20 protein-coding genes and 1 pseudogene are annotated in these 17,381 nt (G+C 39.0%); 8 read left to right on the top strand and 13 right to left on the bottom strand.

From position 1 onward, the window contains the following. Positions 1-6 precede the first annotated feature (6 nt). The 6 genes from Sdiek1_RS01605 to Sdiek1_RS01580 form a co-directional block, all read right to left on the bottom strand. On the bottom strand, positions 7-594 hold the full coding sequence (locus Sdiek1_RS01605) for an alpha/beta hydrolase (RefSeq protein ID WP_087437593.1): 588 nt from the start codon (positions 592-594) through the stop codon (positions 7-9). After that, the gene (gene xseA / locus Sdiek1_RS01600; RefSeq protein ID WP_087437592.1) at positions 595-1,860 is read right to left on the bottom strand and encodes an exodeoxyribonuclease VII large subunit; all 1,266 of its coding nucleotides are present in this window, start codon (positions 1,858-1,860) and stop codon (positions 595-597) included. Next, positions 1,860-2,540 carry a bifunctional demethylmenaquinone methyltransferase/2-methoxy-6-polyprenyl-1,4-benzoquinol methylase UbiE gene (gene ubiE / locus Sdiek1_RS01595; protein WP_238099249.1) on the bottom strand — a complete coding sequence of 227 codons (681 nt, stop codon included), beginning with the start codon at positions 2,538-2,540 and terminating at the stop codon, positions 1,860-1,862. Before ubiE ends, xseA begins: the two co-directional genes overlap by 1 nt. Before the next feature lie 198 nt (positions 2,541-2,738). Further along, on the bottom strand, positions 2,739-3,458 hold the full coding sequence (gene traT / locus Sdiek1_RS01590) for a complement resistance protein TraT (protein ID WP_087437591.1): 720 nt from the start codon (positions 3,456-3,458) through the stop codon (positions 2,739-2,741). A gap of 146 nt (positions 3,459-3,604) precedes the next feature. Further along, on the bottom strand, positions 3,605-4,381 hold the full coding sequence (locus Sdiek1_RS01585; RefSeq protein WP_087437590.1) for a hypothetical protein: 777 nt from the start codon (positions 4,379-4,381) through the stop codon (positions 3,605-3,607). Between the two features lie 10 nt (positions 4,382-4,391). Then, positions 4,392-5,309 carry a manganese-dependent inorganic pyrophosphatase gene (locus Sdiek1_RS01580; protein ID WP_087437589.1) on the bottom strand — a complete coding sequence of 306 codons (918 nt, stop codon included), beginning with the start codon at positions 5,307-5,309 and terminating at the stop codon, positions 4,392-4,394. Between the two features lie 153 nt (positions 5,310-5,462). Between Sdiek1_RS01580 and Sdiek1_RS15050 the strand changes: the two are divergent. The 6 genes and pseudogenes from Sdiek1_RS15050 to Sdiek1_RS01555 all read left to right on the top strand — a co-directional run. Continuing rightward, positions 5,463-5,846, top strand: a pseudogene (locus Sdiek1_RS15050) (TonB-dependent receptor plug domain-containing protein); the annotation flags it as partial. A 941-nt stretch (positions 5,847-6,787) separates the two neighbouring features. Beyond that, positions 6,788-7,543 carry a TonB-dependent receptor gene (locus Sdiek1_RS15045; RefSeq protein WP_369688497.1) on the top strand — a complete coding sequence of 252 codons (756 nt, stop codon included), beginning with the start codon at positions 6,788-6,790 and terminating at the stop codon, positions 7,541-7,543. 10 nt (positions 7,544-7,553) lie between these two features. Then, positions 7,554-9,002 (top strand): 4Fe-4S binding protein, encoded by a 1,449-nt coding sequence (locus tag Sdiek1_RS01570; RefSeq protein WP_087437588.1) that lies wholly within the window; start codon positions 7,554-7,556, stop codon positions 9,000-9,002. Then, positions 8,999-9,457 carry a TonB-system energizer ExbB gene (exbB, locus tag Sdiek1_RS01565; protein ID WP_087437587.1) on the top strand — a complete coding sequence of 153 codons (459 nt, stop codon included), beginning with the start codon at positions 8,999-9,001 and terminating at the stop codon, positions 9,455-9,457. The genes Sdiek1_RS01570 and exbB overlap by 4 nt, the downstream gene beginning before the upstream one ends. Continuing rightward, on the top strand, positions 9,438-9,815 hold the full coding sequence (locus tag Sdiek1_RS01560; protein ID WP_087437586.1) for an ExbD/TolR family protein: 378 nt from the start codon (positions 9,438-9,440) through the stop codon (positions 9,813-9,815). Before exbB ends, Sdiek1_RS01560 begins: the two co-directional genes overlap by 20 nt. Continuing rightward, positions 9,812-10,486: an energy transducer TonB gene (locus tag Sdiek1_RS01555; RefSeq protein WP_087437585.1), complete on the top strand. Its 675-nt coding sequence runs from the start codon at positions 9,812-9,814 to the stop codon at positions 10,484-10,486. Before Sdiek1_RS01560 ends, Sdiek1_RS01555 begins: the two co-directional genes overlap by 4 nt. A gap of 11 nt (positions 10,487-10,497) precedes the next feature. Here the strand turns inward: Sdiek1_RS01555 and Sdiek1_RS01550 are convergent, their stop codons facing one another. Continuing rightward, positions 10,498-10,962 (bottom strand): hypothetical protein, encoded by a 465-nt coding sequence (locus tag Sdiek1_RS01550; RefSeq protein WP_087437584.1) that lies wholly within the window; start codon positions 10,960-10,962, stop codon positions 10,498-10,500. A gap of 20 nt (positions 10,963-10,982) precedes the next feature. Then, positions 10,983-11,546, bottom strand: a complete 564-nt coding sequence (locus Sdiek1_RS01545) for a hypothetical protein (RefSeq protein WP_087437583.1) — start codon at positions 11,544-11,546, stop codon at positions 10,983-10,985. 202 nt (positions 11,547-11,748) lie between these two features. On the opposite strand from Sdiek1_RS01545, the gene Sdiek1_RS14800 reads away from it, so the two are divergent. Both Sdiek1_RS14800 and Sdiek1_RS01540 read left to right on the top strand, forming a co-directional pair. Next, a complete protein-coding gene (locus tag Sdiek1_RS14800) occupies positions 11,749-11,886 on the top strand; it encodes a hypothetical protein (RefSeq protein WP_161491965.1) in 138 nt (45 codons plus the stop codon). 8 nt (positions 11,887-11,894) lie between these two features. Then, the gene (locus Sdiek1_RS01540) at positions 11,895-13,160 is read left to right on the top strand and encodes a coproporphyrinogen III oxidase family protein (RefSeq protein ID WP_087437582.1); all 1,266 of its coding nucleotides are present in this window, start codon (positions 11,895-11,897) and stop codon (positions 13,158-13,160) included. Here the strand turns inward: Sdiek1_RS01540 and Sdiek1_RS01535 are convergent. Genes Sdiek1_RS01535 through Sdiek1_RS01515 form a run of 5 tightly spaced genes read right to left on the bottom strand, consistent with a single transcriptional unit; the run spans position 13,150 to position 17,372 of the window. Continuing rightward, the gene (locus Sdiek1_RS01535) at positions 13,150-13,998 is read right to left on the bottom strand and encodes a cache domain-containing protein (RefSeq protein ID WP_087437581.1); all 849 of its coding nucleotides are present in this window, start codon (positions 13,996-13,998) and stop codon (positions 13,150-13,152) included. The genes Sdiek1_RS01540 and Sdiek1_RS01535 overlap by 11 nt on opposite strands. Then, positions 13,995-15,176 carry a sensor histidine kinase gene (locus Sdiek1_RS01530; protein ID WP_087437580.1) on the bottom strand — a complete coding sequence of 394 codons (1,182 nt, stop codon included), beginning with the start codon at positions 15,174-15,176 and terminating at the stop codon, positions 13,995-13,997. Before Sdiek1_RS01530 ends, Sdiek1_RS01535 begins: the two co-directional genes overlap by 4 nt. Further along, positions 15,163-15,831 carry a response regulator transcription factor gene (locus Sdiek1_RS01525; RefSeq protein ID WP_087437579.1) on the bottom strand — a complete coding sequence of 223 codons (669 nt, stop codon included), beginning with the start codon at positions 15,829-15,831 and terminating at the stop codon, positions 15,163-15,165. Before Sdiek1_RS01525 ends, Sdiek1_RS01530 begins: the two co-directional genes overlap by 14 nt. A gap of 9 nt (positions 15,832-15,840) precedes the next feature. Continuing rightward, positions 15,841-16,809, bottom strand: a complete 969-nt coding sequence (gene nrfD / locus Sdiek1_RS01520; RefSeq protein ID WP_087437578.1) for an NrfD/PsrC family molybdoenzyme membrane anchor subunit — start codon at positions 16,807-16,809, stop codon at positions 15,841-15,843. Next, positions 16,806-17,372 (bottom strand): 4Fe-4S dicluster domain-containing protein, encoded by a 567-nt coding sequence (locus Sdiek1_RS01515; RefSeq protein WP_087437577.1) that lies wholly within the window; start codon positions 17,370-17,372, stop codon positions 16,806-16,808. Before Sdiek1_RS01515 ends, nrfD begins: the two co-directional genes overlap by 4 nt. Positions 17,373-17,381 lie beyond the last annotated feature (9 nt).

Genomic DNA, 17,381 nt, shown 5'->3' with positions numbered 1-17,381 from the left:
AAGGGATCAGGTCAAACGAACAGTGTGAACAGCCGTCTTTTGATGATGTATCACCAAAACAGGCATCGTGAGTTTTTCTAACTTCATTTCTGTCACAGCATCACTTTTTGCATCATAAAGAATGGAAGAAGTCAACACAATACCATGAATGCCATTTGAATTTTCCGTTACGATGTATGCAACCGATTGTGTACCTCGACTCGTCCCCACAAGCCAAATGGGTGCAGTCGTCTGCGTTTGAATCCATGCAACAACAGAGCTTATATCTTGCACATGCTCTTTGGTTTGGCGAAAGCCATTCAGATAAGGTTCTCTTTGTCGATCGCTTGGCGCATCGACAATCACTACCATCAATCCCGCTTGAGTAAAAAGCTCACGCGTACGCATTAAAAAGTTACCCTCACCCCAACCAAACTTTCCCTCAGTGGAGAGTTGAAGTCCACCATGTCCGCCTGCAAAGAGAACAACAACCGCTTTAGGAGTCTTCGGCGTTAAGACTAAAAGACGCTCACTCACATTTGTGCGGGTTGGAACATCCATAACACGTGATGAAACATCCGCAAACAACGAAAATAAGATGGCAAAAAAACGCATCTATGACTCCTTGATAAGGACTTTTTTCTCTAAGGCTTTGGCTTTTAAAATGGTATGCAGTGTTTGGAGCTCAAAAATTTCACCCTCAGCTATCTTTTCAAGGGCAATTTTTTTACCCCCTTTGACAATCTGAGCATAACACTCTTTTTGTTCGCGTGTTGGCTCTTTAGAGTTTAGCGCAATCGTGTAAGAAGAGAGCAATTGCTCTTTTTTAGCCAGATTTTGTCTGGTTTGAAAGATAATCTGCTCTTTAAGAAGATTCACTTGGCGTGATTTTTCTCGGTATAGAAGTGCTATTTTATCGTTGTATTGACTCTGTAAAATGCCAATCTCATTTTTCCACAAAGAGAGTTTTTCATCGATGGAGCGTTTGGCAAAAAGACGCGTCAGATGTGTCAAACTCTCTTCTTTAGAGCGTAAAATGCGACCAAAAACAAGGTTGTAGCGCTCCATTAAACCATCAATGCGTTGCAACATCTCGACACTATCAGGAAGAATCATCTCCATCGCCGCAGAAGGGGTTGGCGCTCTTAAGTCGGCTACAAAATCACTGATCACATAGTCGATCTCGTGCCCTACTGCGGAAACAATCGGTGTTTTACATGTAAAGATAGCGTCGGCTACAATTTCTTCGTTAAATGCCCACAAATCCTCCACGCTTCCGCCACCGCGCCCAACAATAATCACATCTGCACCAAGCGCATCTGCCCGTGCAATATTGGAAGCAATGGCAAATTTCGCACCCTCACCTTGAACCAGAGTATCGAGCAGAGTGATTTTTACTAATGGCCAACGCTTCGTTGCCACGCGGAGCATATCTTGAAGCGCTGCACCAGTGCCTGAAGTCACCAAAGCAATATGGTTAACGAAACGAGGCAAGGACTTTTTATGCTCTGCTTCAAAATAGCCTTTAGCACCAAGTTTAACTTTAAGCTGTTCATAGGCTTTTGCGAGTGCTCCACTGCCGGAAGGTTCCATCATCGTACAGTTGATCTGATAGGTTCCACGCGGTGAAAAAACCGAAATGGAGCCATGAACGACCACTGCCATGCCCTCTTCCACTTGAAATTTCAACGTTCTTGTATTGCCTTTAAACATCACACAGGAGATGGAAGAGTCAGCATCTTTGAGAGTAAAATAGAGATGCCCTGAGCTGTGATAGGTGGGTCTAGAAACCTCACCTTCCACGCTTACATGTAAAAAGGTTGTCTCAAGGAGAGACTTAATTTGGTTGTTTAAACTCGAGACGCTAAGGGTTTGGCTCATTAGCGTTTTTTAGCAATGACCAACGTCGAAATATCCATCGAAAAACTTTTGATAAATTCCGTTTCAAACCCTGCGATATCGAGCTCTTTTTGAAGCATAGTCGGGGTTAAAAAGCCTTCAATGGAGTTTGGAAGATACTCATAGGCTGCTTTATTTTTAGAGATCAGTCCACCTAAAATGGGGAGCACTTTGTTGAGATAGAAATCTTTAAGAGCAAAGAAAATGCCTTTTTTCTCATCTTTGGTAAATTCTAAGATGACCACATAGCCATCTTTTTTGACAACACGTGCAAACTCACTAAAAGCTTCTTGGCGACGTACGACATTGCGAATACCATAGCTGATACTTAAGATGTCGGCACTTTCATTTGGAAGTGGAATTTCAGTCGCTTCGGAGATGACAAATTCAAACTCGGGGAATTTTTGCTTGCCCACATCCGTCATACCAGTGGAAGGATCAACGCCTAAAATCTTGCCGATGCTTCGTCCTGCTTTTTTGGCTTGTTTTGCCCAATAGCCCATCATATCGCCTGTACCACACGCGACATCCACGATAAGCTCGATTGGCTTAGTGTAGCGTGCAAAAGTTTCATCGCACGCTGTTTTACGCCACTGAATATCAATGCCCATACTTAAAACGCGGTTGGCAGTATCATAAGTCCCTGCAATCTCATTAAACATCTGAACAATTTTCTGTTGTTTGTTGTCGTTATTCTCCAAAACAATTCCTACATGTAAAATATATTGCCAAATCACTGGCGAGCTTGAATATCCATAGTATCAGCACCAAAAGAGTCTATTTCTGCCTCGAAAGAGGCAAGCTTCAGTACCTAGTATAACGTAGCTTCTCAAGCTTTGCTTGAGAAGCGTGTCAAAGTATTAAAATAGTCCTGCGACTTGTTGTGCAATTTTATCTTCCAAGATTGGGGTTGCTTCATACAGTGTCAAATTCATTTTAGTGGCTTCTGCAAACATCATTGTTTTATGCTCTATATAGTCACTCTCATACGATTGTGAACTTGAAGAGTAGGTGTTGCTGTACATTTTACCACTTGCATCGGCATCACGGATTGGTCCACCAAAGCTGTTCATTGTACCTGATTTTTGACCATCACGAATGCCAGCTTGTCCACCTACAGTACCCGTATTTGCCATAACCTTACCTTTGGCTTTTTCACGAATGACGATGTCCACTTGCATTTGGAAGATCGTATCTTCCGTTGCTTTGCCAATGAGTCCACCAACAAGCGCTCCACCAAGTCCAGCAGCTGCCATACTTCGACCATTACTACCAGAGTTGGCAATCGCACCTGCTGCGCCACCCATTACTGCGCCACCTACAACATTATTTTCACTCTTTTTATTACAAAACAAGATATTCGTCATCAACACATATGTTGCCATTTCAGGATCATCTACGATGGTGTATCCTTTAGCATACAATGCCTGAATAATACGGTTCTCTAAGTTAATCGGAGCACCACTGGTATTTTTAGTTGAAATAAAAATGGTTCGTTTATCTTTAGCCACAGGGTTAATGAAAACACTCTGTGTCATTCGTGCACTTGTCTGAAGCTCGGATGTTGCACACCCACTCATTAAAATTAATGCTGCGCTAAGAGCGAGACCTACATGTAATGTCGTTTTTTTTCATTGTTTATCCTTTGTAGAAAAATGGGTGTGCTATTGTACCGCAATATCCCAAATTATTATTAAAATAGTACCTCTTCAATTCAAACGAAATGTTAATAAAGTGCCCTTTTAAGCCTTTTTGCAATACGAAATTCTTCTTTTTTGAGATACTTTTTCACAAAGAAAAGAAGAGGCATTTCACTTTTAGGAAGCAAATAAAAACCGCTTTGCTCGTGTAAGAAAAAGCGTATATCTAATAGCAACGTCCTATAGTGTGAACTTTGCACAAATTGAAGTAACTTTTCTCTATCATGATTTAAAAATACTTCAAAAGCTTTTTGTAAACACTGAATCAGAGCACTATCAAAAGTAACACTACCAATCCCTAGAATATAGCGTATGTTTTCTGCAATTTTAGAAAGATTTTTAAGTGCTTTTGCATCATCTTCTAATAGCAACGTTACTTCATATTCTAAAAACTGTACTTCCCTATACAAAAGAACTTTCAGCACTTTTTGGCTGCTCATGCCATGAGAAAAAGAAAAATCAAGCTCCCTTAAACCGATCATCTCACACTTTTTAAACACTTCATGAAGAGAGAAATCGTAGTTCAGAGGTAATCCAAACAGTGAAAGGTAACGATTTTTATAGCGTTTATCGTCACTCACATTCTTGATAATATGCAACTTTACATCTGCTTCAAAAGCATTTATCTGATCTAAAGTATTAAACTGAAAAGTTAAAACACCAAAACGATCAGTGTGGCGAGAGTGATTTTCAAGGTAGAGTTGATGTATTGCTTTTTTATAAAAAGAAGTGGTTGCAAGATATGCAATCACTTCTTTAGGATTTTGAATGAGATAACGTCTTTTAAGGGTGCCTTTTTTCACACAACAGCTTTTAGAACTGCTTTTCCATGACAGGAATAACCTGTTTTTTACGACTCAATACACCATCAACCCACATTTCGTGATTGATAAGTTTTGTCTTCATCGCTTTTTCAACGATGCTTTCATCATCACTTACCACTAAAAATTGAGAACCTTCGACCATAATGTCTGTTAAAAGAAGCATCACCGTATGGCGACCACCCTCTTCTTTGTAGGCTTTCATATCAGCAAACAGTGCTTCTTTCATGCCATCAAACACTTTGAGATCAACCACTTCTAGTTGACCAATACCGATTTTGTTGCCACCCATTTCAAAGTCTTTGTAATCGCGCAATAAAAGGGCACGTGGGCTTGCTCCAATGACTGCTGATTTGACCAAAAACATCTCCATACCAAGCGCTTTAAAGTCTTCTATTCCTGCTATTTTGGCTAGCTCTTTGACAGCTTTGGTATCGACTTTGGTACACGTTGGAGATTTAAATAAAACGGTGTCACTTAAAATGGCCATCATCATTGCGCCTGCAATGTTTTTAGGAATTTCAATTTTATAGTGATCATACATCTCTTTGACAATCGTATTGGTACAACCCACAGGGCGAATCCAACACTCAAGGGGTGTCGTTGTGGTGATATCTCCTAGTTTATGGTGATCGACAATACCTAAAATATTCGTCTCTTTGAGATTGTGCGGCGCTTGTGCAAGATCAGAATAATCCGTAATATAAAGATTATCGCCTGAAAAATCATTTTTTAAAAGAGGTTTTTCAAGTCCAAAAGTTTTTAAAATAAACTCTGTTTCAGGACTAATTTCACCTTGACGCGCAGGTGTACAAGGCTCGCCGAGCTGTGTTTTGAGATATGAAAGAGAGATAGCTGATACGACAGAATCAGAATCCGGATTAATGTGTCCGCATGCATAAGTTTGCATCAAAATTTCCTTTAGTATTTTTACATGTAATTATAGCCGATTGTCCCCATATTTTGAAATAATCCCTCTTAAAACTTTGTTTCAATTTTCATTTAACACTAATTTCACACTTCCTTATAATAATTTTATTTCAAAATTTTATAAGGATCATTTATGATAGACAAGAAACGCCTCTACCAGACCCTTGCACTTTTGCCTCTATTCGCCAGCGCCGAAACCATTCAGCTGGACAATATCAGTGTTACTGCAACCAAAGTTGAAACGGGAACCAAAGAAGTTTCACAATCAATCGCTGTTGTCAATGCGCAAACGATTGAAGACAAAAATGTTCTTGATGTGAGCAGTGCGCTTGAGAATATTCCTGGCGTTAATGTCGAAAGTTCTAGCAATTCACCAAGCCCAAGGCTTATTATTCGCGGTGCTGGGTTAAAAGCTAGTTATGGCGTGAGAGAAATTATGGTTATTAAAGATGGCGTTCCAATGACTGATCCTGATTCGTTTACGCGTTTTGATTATATTGATATGCAAGATGTACAAAGCATTGAGGTGCAAAAAGGGCCTGGCTCCATCAACGCGGTCAATACCACAGGTGGTGTTATTCAGCTCATCACAAAATCTGTTTTTGAAGAAGATAGCAACAGCATCAAATTAGGTGTTGGAAATGATGGGCAACGCAACCTCAACTTGAAATTAAGAGAAAAACTTGACGATAACGACTTTGTTTCCATGAACTATTCTCAACGCAAAATCGATAATGGCTGGCGAGACAACAATGCCTTTGATTCTAAACAGATAAGCTTCAAATACGGTCATATTTTTGATGATGATGCAACGCTTGAAAGTGAGTTCGCTTACACCGAGTCCAATTTAGAGTTACCTGCATCTATGACAAGAGCAGAGTTTGAAGAATTTAAAAAAATAGGAGAGCAACACAACACCTCTAGCCCTTGGCAATACACCGCAAGGGATTCTAAAATTCTCTCTTTAAACACCAAATATTCAAAAGAAATAGGAGATTGGACCTATAAACCACGCTTTTACGTCAATAAGTGGGAACACTTTCACCCAGTTACAGGCATTATCAACGATGCGGATGAAAACTATGTCTATGGAACCGATTTAGAGGCTGACTATGCGCACAAACTCTTTGATCGCAATGCCATGTTAGTCTTTGGCGTCACTGCTAAACAAGACCGTAGTGATGATGCTAAAAAATACCAATACGCAGATGTTGTTGTAGGGGGTGGAGGTAGAATTACAAAAACGCTCTCTAACAGAGAAGGTGCTTTAGCGAATGTTGAAGACTCTCTTGCTTCCTTATATGGCGTGTATGCGATGGAAACATTTTCACCATTTGATAAAACGACCATTGACATCAGTGCACGTGCTGATAAACTCGCTTTTGATGTAACGGGTACAGAATACAGCTATTTTAACTATAGCACCAGCAAGTACGCACAGGTGCTGGTGCTTATGCGATTGATAAAAGCTTTACACTCCTCTCAACAAAACTTGGTATCACCTATGCACTCACAGATGCAACCAATATTTACAGCTCCGTCGCTTTTGCCAATCAAGCACCCACAACCAGTGAACTCACAGACAATGAAGCACTCGATAAAACCAAAAGTATCAACTATGAGATTGGTCTGAAAACACGAACAGGCGATTTCTCTTATGATATGGCAATTTATCAAAACGATGTCACAGACGAGATCATTCAAATTAAAGACGCTGGCGGCAATACGATCTATGATAATGCTGGAGAAACTCAAAAACGCGGATTTGAATTTTTAGGAACATACCATGTCACCCCAGCTTTAAATTTTGGACTCTCGTATGCATACAGTGACTTTAAATACAAAAGTTTTCAAGAGAAAGTGGGCTCAGCCTTTGTGAGCCGCGATGGAAACTATCTACCGTATATTCCAAAAACACAATACGGTCTTGAAGCCAACTACAAAATGGCAAATGGCTTTAAAACACGCATTCAAACCAAGACGTGGGGAAACTACTATCTTGATAATGCCAACTCCGATAAATACACCGGATACGATTTTGTCACAGACTTGATGCTAGGGTATGAGCATAAAGAGCATCTTATTCAGCTCAACATCTACAATATTTTCGACAAACACTATGCAATGCAAGCGGATAAAAGCGTTTACGGTGTCGAGAGTTACAAAGCAGCAGCGCCACGAAGTGGTATGGTTAGCTACCGCTACAAATTTTAAAGGATGAAAAATGGTTGATCACCAAAAACGAGACGCAAACGACCTCTTTGCCAATCCATTGAGTGCATTTTTCTTTAAAAACAGAACGTTTTTACTGCTTTTAAGAGTGAGTGTTTTAGCCCTATTTGTCTATGCCATTATATTGGGTTTTATGGCTCCTACCAAAGAGCAAAACAGCTTTACAACCGTTCTTTTTTGGTCACTCTTTTGGCCACTTTTTATGGTGGTAACCCTTTCTACTTTTGGACGTCTGTTTTGCGGCATTTGCCCCCATGCTTTTGTGGGTAAATACCTGACACGATTTGGGCTTCAAAAAACAGTGCCAACATGGCTCAAACAGCCGCTTATCGGTGTTTTATTACTCTTTTTTGGCTGGTGGACGGTCTATTATATCTATTCAAGTGCCTATAAAACGCCTCTGAGCAGTGCAATCTTTTTTAGTGTTATGAGCAGTGTTGCCTTTGGTTTTTTCTTTATATTTAAAGAGATGAGCTACTGCAAATATATCTGCCCCATTGGCACACTCACACGCACTTTTTCAAAAGTTTCATTTACATGGCTTGGAACGTATGCGCAAAGCTGCCAAGCCTGTAAAACGTTTGAATGCACAAAAGCTTGTTCATACAACCTCAAACCTTTTAGTTTTGACACCAAAGCCTCTATGGGAGATTGTACTTTGTGTATGAGTTGTGCGCAAAGTTGTGAGTCCGTGAGCTTTAAACTGACTAAGCCCTCTTCTTCACTTTTTCAGAAGTTTCAAACTTCAACGGCTGAAGTCTGGGCGATTTTGCTTATTACGGCTGCTATTACTATCACGATGAGTTTTCACCATGCCCTCAGTCGTGTCGCCATTAGTGATAGCTACTTTTGGGTTCAATTAGGTCAATGGATCCAAACAAACATTGCCATTAAAGGGATTGATTATGTGGGTATAAGTGCGCTTTTTTTCGCGACTCTCATAACAATAGGCTTTGCAATGGGAGGCACGTTCATTGCTTCAAAACTTTTACATATAAACTTCAAGTCGGCATTTTATACACTCTCTTATGCCTTCATCCCCATTTTTATCATCGGTGGCTTGTCGCATACATACGAGTTTTTCTTTGTCCACCATTACAGCACCATCGTCAATGGTTTTATTGATGGATTTCATCTTCCTTTTTCACCCGTTGAACCTTTGGCATCTAAAAAAGATGCGTGGCTTAAAATCTTTGGGGTTATGAATTATATTGCGGTATTTTGGGCACTTTTGATTATGGCAAAACGCATAACATTCTTTCAAGCATCTACAACAAAAAGAGTCATAGCCTTTTTCTTTGCTTCCCTTTTAATTTTTCTTTATTTGGGACTCAACCTTTATCGAAGCTACGCTTTTGCAACGTATGGCATGAAACAAGAGGGGCACGCGCACCATGGAAGCGCTAAAACTTTGCAAGAGACTCCCAAGGAGATGAAATGATCTCCATTACGCTATTGCAAGACATTGTGGACTATGGTGTCATTGGATTACTAGGTTTTATGAGTTTTATCACACTCTTTTTTTGGGTCGAGCGACTTTTGTTTTACCGAGCTTTAAAAATCTCACACTATACCTGTAAAGAAAAATTAGAGATGGATGTGACCAATCACGTCCATATTCTCTCAACCTTTGGCTCAAATGCCCCCTACATCGGTCTCTTGGGTACGGTGTGTGGCATTATTATCACCTTTTACACCATGGGACAAAGCGGACAAATTGATGTTAAGACCATTATGTCATCCTTAGCATTGGCGCTTAAAGCAACCGCTATGGGTCTTGTGGTTGCCATTCCAGCCATCTTTTTTTACAACCATCTGGTACGTAAAATTGAGAAAATTTTAATGTGCTGGGATATTGCAAAGCAGAGTGGAACTGATGAAAATACGTCGCTTTGAAACGATTAATGTCGTACCCTTTATCGACATTATGCTTGTACTTCTTGTTATAGTCCTAACCACGGCAACGTTTGTGGCAAAAGGTATTATACCTGTGGATTTAACACAAGCAACTTCTGCCAAGCCTTTGAGCGAGCAAAAAGAGCTTATCGTTACCATCACACAAGAAGAGAAATTCTTTTTCAATGACAAAGCCGTTGAGGAAGGCTCTCTTGAGAGTGAGCTTTTACAGTTTAATGAGCAAACTCCCATTATGATTAATTGTGACAAGCACGCTTCTTTTGAGCCTTTTGTCAAACTCATGGATCTTTTAAAGCAACATCATTACACACAAATTGGGATTTTAACGAAACAATGAAACGCTACATTCACGCTTTTACAGTGAGCTTAATTGTGTACCTTATCGGTGGATTTGCATTGATGTATCACACTTCGTTTATACACAAACCCGCTTTGGCTGATTTATCTAAAGACGTGATGGCAATTACTTTGTATGAACCCAAAAAAGAGGAACCTGAACTTCATCCAACAACACCACCTCCTCCCTCACCGCCAACCTTGACGCACACGCCTCAAAAAAATGTTGCTAAGAAAGAGTCTAAAACCTTGCCAAACGCACTTGTCAAAAAAGAGGCTATGGTGGTTTCACAAGAGAGTAAACATTCTGATTTGGAAGAGCAAACGGTCACGAAAGAGGTAAAAGCTGAAGCGATGAGTTCAGAAGCCAGTAGCAAAGAAGCTTTACATGTAAAACAAAAAGAGTATTTAGAAAACCTAAAAAGGCGTATCAATGAGCATAAGACCTATCCAAAGATCGCTCAAAATAGCCATATAGAGGGAAAAGTCATGATAGAATTTACGATCTCTCCCAGAGGAGAGCTACTTTCATTGGTCATTTTAGAGGGTAAAAAGATCTTCCATAAAGCGACGGAAGATGCGGTTCAAAAAAGCTTTCCGTTTCCTTTAAACGATGATCTCTTTACCTCTGTTATGACATTTCAAATCGAACTAAGCTATTCATTGCTTTAACGCATTAAACGTTAATGCCCTTTTTTCCCGTGCTCTTTATTACCATTTCCATGATCTTGGTCACCACGGTCACGATCATCATGTCTATCATCAAAATCACGCATATCGTGACCTGCTTTGAGTGCCTTAAACTCGCTTGAACCGGGTTTTATACCAAGATCTTTTGCCATAACGCCCCAGCCTTTGTGTTTGTTAGCTTGATAATATCGAAGCACCTCTTCATGGGATCGTCCCGATAATTCGGAGAGACGAAGCACCATATACGCATCGGCAGGAGCACCAACACTTTTTATAATGAGGCTTAATTGTGATTCTGGCATACCAAAACGTGAAGCAAGCCCTGCTTGATAGCCATAAGGATCTGCATGAGAACGCATATTTAAACTTGCCATCCAATCAAAATCAGCGGAGAACAATGTTGAGCTACTTACGAGTACAAAACTAACCGTTGCTAATACAATACTTTTAAATTTCATAAATACTCCTTTGAATTATTTTAACGTCTATCGCGTCCGTCATCTCTTCGATCATCATCTCTGTCATGATGCGGATTGTGATCTCGTCTCTCATCTCTATCTGAATCTCTACGTTCTGGCTGGTGTTCATAATGCCTTGGCTCTACATAGACTTTGCGAACAGGCATGTCACGACGATCTTCATAGTGCCCTCTAGGGTGGTAAATATAACGCGTGTCATATCGCTCACGAAGCTCTATAAATTCACCAAAATCTGGTCTAATACCTACATGACGCCCTATATCATCCCAGCCATAATGTCTTCGCTCACGATATACTCTTAAAATATACTCTGGTGGTCGTCCCGTTAACTCGGCAAGGCGAAAGATCATATAGGCATCCGCAGGATCATAAACACTTGTTAAAATCACCATAACATCAGGCTCTCGAACGCCAAAGCGATCTACCAAACTATATCGATAGCCATAAGGATCTTCATGAGAACGCATATTAAGACTTACCATCCAATCAAAATCTGCTGCAAAAAGGGAAGATGTGCTTATCAAAACACCTAATCCCATCAAAAAAAGCTTTTGTAATTTCATTGTCAACCTCCATCCATAGAAAATAAAGCGTATTATAGTCTAAATAGTGAATTTATCGTGAAACGATCCCCCTGATTTTCTCCTCTTTTATCAGTAATATTTTGACTTAGTCTTGAGTATTGTTATTTTGTGTAACCATTTGTTTACATAAAAATTACGCTCATAAGCCTATAATGTCTTCATTAATTTAATAAGGAGTAGCATGATGAAAATCTATCATCAAAAAATTGCTGTAGATGAAAAAGCCATCTGTTGTGCAACACTGTACACAAATCACATGCTCAATGTCACGAAGAACCACTATAATTTTTTATATGCTTTAGTAAGAAAAAATAAATAAGGATTATGATGCAATCCCGTCAATCGAAAATTATCACCAATGCAACAAGCTATTTTATGAGCCAATATACTAAACACTATTTACATGTCGAAAAACCCTCTTTAGGATTGCCACCTCCTCCTGAAAACAAAAAGTATCTACTTTACATTCATGTCCCCTTTTGTACAATGTTTTGCCCGTACTGCTCTTTTAATAAATTCACCTATACCAAAGAAGCTGCTCTCATATACTACCGCCATTTACGTGAAGAGATTTTACATGTAAAAGAGTTGGGATATGATTTTAACTATTTAGTCATAGGTGGAGGTACACCATTGATTGATGAAGAAGAGTTGATTACAACGATTGAGTTGGTTCGAAAACTCTTCTCCATTGAACATGTCTCGTGTGAGAGCGATCCTAACCATATCAACCCAAAAACCGTACTCCAATTGGATGGCTTAGTCGATCGTCTCTCTATAGGTGTTCAAACCTTTGATGATACCCTTTTAAAGAAATTAGGGCGTTATGAGAAGTTTGGTTCAGGAGAAGAGGTGTACGCGAAAATTGCATCCATGCTGGGGATTTTGCCCATCACCAGCGTGGATCTCATTTTTAATTTCCCTACACAAACAGAAGAAGGGCTCATTCACGACCTAGAGACACTTAAAAAACTCTCTCCAGAGCAAACCAGCGTCTATCCACTCATGACCTCCTCATTGGTGAAAAATAGCGTGAAAAAAACACTGGGAGAATTCAGTCTTGAGAATGAATTTACCTTTTTTAGCACTATTAAAAAATCACTTAAAGAGCTCTATCCTGCACGACATGGTTGGTCGTTTTCCAAAGAGAGCGATTTGATTATTGATGAATATATTATTGACAATGAAGAGTATGTCGGTGTCGGCTCAGGCTCTTTTAGTTTTTTAAAAGACACCCTTTACCTCAATGAATTTGCTTTAGATAAATATGCGACGCTTATTCAAGAAAAATCTTCGGCTATTACAAAAGAGAGAACTTTCCCAGCCAACTCACAGATGTATTATCGTTTAATGGTTGATCTTTTCAATGGTACTCTCTCTAAGAAAAAATTTACAGCTATGTTTGGTCAATCGATCAATGATACACTGGGTAAAGAGCTTATGCTCCTTAAATTTGCCAAAGCAATCAAAGAAAATAAAGAGAACATCACCACTACAGACTATGGTGACTACCTCTTTTTAGTCATGATGAAAGAGTTTTACATGGGCATGGATCGTATTCGCAATGAAGCGCGTAAGAACCTTATCCTTTAAAGGATGCCAAAGATAAGCTCTCACTCCATGTCAGTACAAAAAAGCCTATATGTTCACCATTAATATCGACAATAGGTGTATAAAGAACATAATTATCACCTTTTTTGAGATAACCTGTACCTTGAAAATTAATCTCTTTGATAAAATTTAGTCCATTGGCTTCTTGATTGACAATCGTATAGTTATCGAGTATAAGCTTTTCACCGTAAGATGCCGCATTTGCAATCGATAAATACTCATTTTTCATCAATACATAAAACTCAACACCATCTTTTTTAAAATATGCATTTAAATCTTTAAAATCAACAACCGTTTCAATCGTTCCTACATACTCATCTTTTTTAAAGACAGGAGCGATGGCGCGCATAAACATACCATGTCGCCCAATTTCAACACCTTGCATCGGATGTTTACTCAGCTTTATCTTTTCGAGTGCATGGCGAAATGTGCTTAAATCATCATTGTTGTGATTGTTATAATCCCAAAGGCGAATAAAACTTTTAAAATCTTTGGTATGGAGATGTATTCTTGCATTATCAAAAATCTCTGCCAGTGCCATACTATCTCTAATTTCAAGCAGGTACTGCAAACAGTCCTCTCGATTTTGCTCACTTAAGCAAGCAACGACATTGGGACTTTTCGCTAAAATCACCGAACTTGCCAGTGAAACTTTGGTTGTCTCCGCAATTTTATTATGCAACGTCAACAAAAGTGCATCCATCTGTTTTTTAAGCGTCTCTTCCTCTTCATACGAAATTGACTTATTGTATAAGAAGAGAATAATAAGCCCAAAAAAAAGCATCAGTGCGGCACTGAGAAAAAATCGTTTTTCTTTCATCGTTCACCCTTTATTTCTGCATCATCCACACCATCTAAGAGCTTCTTTTTATCAAGTTTCAAAATATACGTAAAACAAGAGCCCTTATTTTCATACGATTCGATGTTAATGTCAATATCATTTTTGTTACAAATATTTTGTACAATATTTAGCCCTAAGCCAAAGCCACCCTGCACAGAGTCTTCTCGCTCAAAGCGCTGAAAGACTTTGTAAAGATCTTTAATACCCTGTCCATAATCTTGAAAACTGAGGACACAGTGCTCTTCATCTTTTGGGTAAAGTTTTATCTCTACTTTACCTTGAAAAAAAGAGTATTTAATAGCATTAGAGAGTGTATTGTCAATGATGCGCTGAAGCTCTACTTTGCTGATATAGATCATCAAATTTGGCATGACATCATGCTCCAAACTTATCGACTTAGCAACAGAAATATCTTCAAAAAAAGCAATACGTGCGTTTAAATACTCAGAAAGATTGACAGGTTCTTTATTGTACGTTACTTTTTTATGCTTAATATAATACTCCACATCTTCATACGTCATCTGCATCTGCTTTGTGGCTGCTTTAATACGTTGCAGATGCTTAGAAGAAGTCACATAACTTGAGAGGAGCTCAACATTGATATTAATAACCCCCAAAGGCGTCTTAAGCTCATGCATTGAGTCATTAAAAAAGTCATTCATATAACGCTGCATCTTTTTATAAGGATAAATACTGGAATGAACAAAAATATTGCTCATAAGATAGACGAGAAAAAGTACAATAAAAAAAAGCATTGTTGCGATAAAAATAATTTTGGCATAGTTAAGTTGAAGCTCTACGACAAGGTAAAAAATATCACTCCCTCTTTGAATCTCTTTTTGATAATATAGAAAAGGATAAACAACATGTACTTTAAAATTGCTATGGGTAAGATGTGCTTGAATACCTTTGTAGAGTAATTGCTGTGTTTCATCATAAATGTTAATATGAAAGCGCACACTTCTTGGAATTTCAAAGCGCTCTTTTTCAAAAATACTCTTTTCATGAGCATCAACCCACTCCAAAATCTCTTGCGTTGCTTTATACTTCTCTTCCATGATGGTACTTTGAATGGCAAAGTAGCTAGGTACACAAAACAGTGCCATAACAATCAGTGTATAGACTAAAACTGAACGAAAGGGATTAAGAGAGAACATCAATGCGATATCCTAACCCACGCGACGATTTGATAAACTCTTCTTCATCGACTTTGAGCCTTATTTTTCTAATATACATACGAATATACGCATAACTAATCTCTTTACCTTCCCACACATTTTCACGAATGAGTTCAATGTCGCAAAATGTATTTTTACGGCGAATTAAAAAGCGCACCAAATCAAGCTCTTTTGAGGTAAGTGAGACTGTCATATCTTTCTTTTTAAGCTCACCTGATTCAAAATTAAAAACACATCCACAACTCAGCCTAAATTCCCCTGCGGTACTTGTTTGATAATGCTTTTTAATCAGCTCTTTCACCCGCAGCTCAAGCTCTTTAAGTTCAAACGGTTTTTTAAGGTAGTCATTACAGCCTAGCTGATACCCAATTTCCATGTTATCAATATCTACCAATGATGTCATGATGATAATAGGCGTCGTAATATTTGCCTCTTTGATATATTTAATCAACTCATGCCCATTGAGCTTCGGTACTTTTACATCCAATAAAAAGAGATAATAGCACTTCTGCATAATCGCATCCAGAGCGCTCTCTCCATCAAAAAAGGCATCGACTTCATACCCTAAGAGCTCTAAATACTCCTTAATGCTCTCATTGTAATTATAGTCATCTTCTAAGAGTAAAATCTTCATACCTTTTCCTTAACCAAAATAAATTTGTCCTGCATAAATGATGTAATATCGCAGCATTAAAACACCTAAAACAACCACCATAGAATTTGTCACAATGTAACCAACACGATAAACATGACTCTTAAGAGCGATAATGACCGTTACTAAAGGAAGTCCTAATCCCACACCAATAACACCTAACCAAAAGATGCCTGCCCAAAAACCCTCTGTTAGTGCCGCTTTGGCAGCAGTTGGAGCATCGCCACCTGCATAAAATAACCCGATAAAAAACAGTGCTAAAAGAGGTAATTCGGTTAAAATCACTCTGGTATCAAGTACAAGAAGATACTTGATACTCTCCGTATTAAGAGCACTCTTAAAGAAGAGTAATCCAACCAAAATATTGACGGCAACACCCGAAGAGAGGCTAGAAGTGAGAAATAAAACAGGTAAAAGTGGACTATTCCATAAGGGAATGGCATAGAGTGCCGAAAGCAAAAATCCCGTGTATGAACCCACACAAAGAGCCGCTATAAAGAGAAAATACTCAATGACTTTAGCATAAGAGTGAAAACTCTTAACAAGATTAATAAGTCCCTCTAAAGGAGCTAAAAGGGGGTGTTTTATCACGCCTCGCTCAAACACAAGCAACATAAAAACAATGACAATCGGTGTATAAATAAGCAAAAAAAGCACCCCTAAACTCATAACCGATGTCACATTATAACGAAGAAGTAGCCAATAGAATGAAAGGGGTCGACCTAAATCGATCACTAAAAGCAATAAACCTAAAAAAATTGCCGTAGGCGCCACAACAGCTCCCGCTTTAATCATCGCATCCCAGATAGAAGAGTTACTGCGTTCATGACGATTCCATTTCACTAATAAAGCGACGATAATAGAACCTGAACTGAGTCCTGCTAAAAAAAGGTAAATTGCAATCGCCCATGACCAATGAATAGCGCTGTACTGTTCTACACTTCCCCACATTGGACTCATGACTTAACCCCTTTACGACTCGGAATAAACGCTACTTTAGGCTTTGTACCCAGATGTTCTTTGGGAAACATCAGTACCTCTTTTTGCGATTTTTGATGCACAAGAGAACTTTTTTGCCGCATATCCCCAAAACTGAGAGCTTCGGTAGGACATGTAGTGACACACGCAGGCTTTAACTCCTTAGAAACGCGTGTATCATAACAAAAATTGCACTTTTCTACTACATTTTTTAAAGGATTCACAAACCGCGCATGGTAGGGGCATGCTAGAATGCAATATTTACATGTAATGCAGACACGTTCATCAATATGCACTAAACCATCTTTACTCTGAAAGGAAGCATGTGTCGGACAAACGCTAACACATGGAGGATTTTCGCACATTACACACGATAACCTCTCGTAACGCATTCCCAGATTTGGGAATATTCCAAGCGTCTGCATATGTACCTGCACTCTGTAAAAATCATCGGGAACACTATGTTCCATGCGACAAGCCACACTACACGCTTGACACCCAATACAAAGGTTTTCATCATAGAGAAGTCGGTATTGTTTTTCCATTACGCGCTC

Source organism: Sulfurospirillum diekertiae (assembly GCF_002162315.1).
Taxonomy (GTDB): Bacteria; Campylobacterota; Campylobacteria; order Campylobacterales; family Sulfurospirillaceae; genus Sulfurospirillum.
This window is presented reverse-complemented; position numbering and strand designations above follow the sequence as displayed.

What these genes read in the sequence shown, in the direction of transcription:
- Sdiek1_RS01605 (WP_087437593.1), bottom strand. Translation starts at nt 594, where the DNA reads ATGCGTTTTTTTGCCATCTTATTTTCGTTGTTTGCGGATGTTTCATCA.
- Sdiek1_RS01580 (WP_087437589.1), bottom strand. Translation starts at nt 5,309, where the DNA reads ATGCAAACTTATGCATGCGGACACATTAATCCGGATTCTGATTCTGTC.
- ubiE (WP_238099249.1), bottom strand. Translation starts at nt 2,540, where the DNA reads ATGTTTAATGAGATTGCAGGGACTTATGATACTGCCAACCGCGTTTTA.
- Sdiek1_RS01555 (WP_087437585.1), top strand. Translation starts at nt 9,812, where the DNA reads ATGAAACGCTACATTCACGCTTTTACAGTGAGCTTAATTGTGTACCTT.
- Sdiek1_RS01560 (WP_087437586.1), top strand. Translation starts at nt 9,438, where the DNA reads ATGAAAATACGTCGCTTTGAAACGATTAATGTCGTACCCTTTATCGAC.
- traT (WP_087437591.1), bottom strand. Translation starts at nt 3,458, where the DNA reads ATGAGTGGGTGTGCAACATCCGAGCTTCAGACAAGTGCACGAATGACA.
- exbB (WP_087437587.1), top strand. Translation starts at nt 8,999, where the DNA reads ATGATCTCCATTACGCTATTGCAAGACATTGTGGACTATGGTGTCATT.
- Sdiek1_RS01545 (WP_087437583.1), bottom strand. Translation starts at nt 11,546, where the DNA reads ATGAAATTACAAAAGCTTTTTTTGATGGGATTAGGTGTTTTGATAAGC.
- Sdiek1_RS01530 (WP_087437580.1), bottom strand. Translation starts at nt 15,176, where the DNA reads ATGTTCTCTCTTAATCCCTTTCGTTCAGTTTTAGTCTATACACTGATT.
- Sdiek1_RS01550 (WP_087437584.1), bottom strand. Translation starts at nt 10,962, where the DNA reads ATGAAATTTAAAAGTATTGTATTAGCAACGGTTAGTTTTGTACTCGTA.
- Sdiek1_RS01540 (WP_087437582.1), top strand. Translation starts at nt 11,895, where the DNA reads ATGCAATCCCGTCAATCGAAAATTATCACCAATGCAACAAGCTATTTT.
- Sdiek1_RS01570 (WP_087437588.1), top strand. Translation starts at nt 7,554, where the DNA reads ATGGTTGATCACCAAAAACGAGACGCAAACGACCTCTTTGCCAATCCA.
- Sdiek1_RS01535 (WP_087437581.1), bottom strand. Translation starts at nt 13,998, where the DNA reads ATGAAAGAAAAACGATTTTTTCTCAGTGCCGCACTGATGCTTTTTTTT.
- Sdiek1_RS01525 (WP_087437579.1), bottom strand. Translation starts at nt 15,831, where the DNA reads ATGAAGATTTTACTCTTAGAAGATGACTATAATTACAATGAGAGCATT.
- Sdiek1_RS01515 (WP_087437577.1), bottom strand. Translation starts at nt 17,372, where the DNA reads ATGGAAAAACAATACCGACTTCTCTATGATGAAAACCTTTGTATTGGG.
- xseA (WP_087437592.1), bottom strand. Translation starts at nt 1,860, where the DNA reads ATGAGCCAAACCCTTAGCGTCTCGAGTTTAAACAACCAAATTAAGTCT.
- nrfD (WP_087437578.1), bottom strand. Translation starts at nt 16,809, where the DNA reads ATGAGTCCAATGTGGGGAAGTGTAGAACAGTACAGCGCTATTCATTGG.
- Sdiek1_RS14800 (WP_161491965.1), top strand. Translation starts at nt 11,749, where the DNA reads ATGATGAAAATCTATCATCAAAAAATTGCTGTAGATGAAAAAGCCATC.